This is a genomic window from Corynebacterium sp. UMB9976 (assembly GCF_030212265.1).
Lineage (GTDB): Bacteria > Actinomycetota > Actinomycetes > Mycobacteriales > Mycobacteriaceae > Corynebacterium.
On sequence record NZ_JASODY010000162.1, the window covers coordinates 1 to 243 of the forward strand.

Below are 243 nucleotides of genomic sequence, written 5' to 3' on the forward strand. Positions count from 1 at the left end.
TGTTGTCGGTTATCCTCTACAATTAAATGGGGAAGAGGGCAAAAGCGCTAAAAAAGCGAAGCGCTGGACTCAGACACTACGGAAAAAACTCGACCTCTATGGTTTGAATGACGTAACGATAGAATTAAAAGATGAACGATTGAGTTCTGTGGCAGCTCATGATCAGTTGCTTGATGCAGGTATTTCGATGCGTCACCACAGAACAATAATTGATAGTCAGGCCGCTGTAATCCTGTTACAATC

At 42.8% G+C, this 243-nt stretch carries 1 protein-coding gene; it reads left to right on the forward strand.

From position 1 onward, the window contains the following. Nucleotides 1–243: Holliday junction resolvase RuvX (gene ruvX, locus QP140_RS10220; RefSeq protein WP_284759543.1), on the forward strand; the 243-nt coding region annotated here is incomplete at both ends.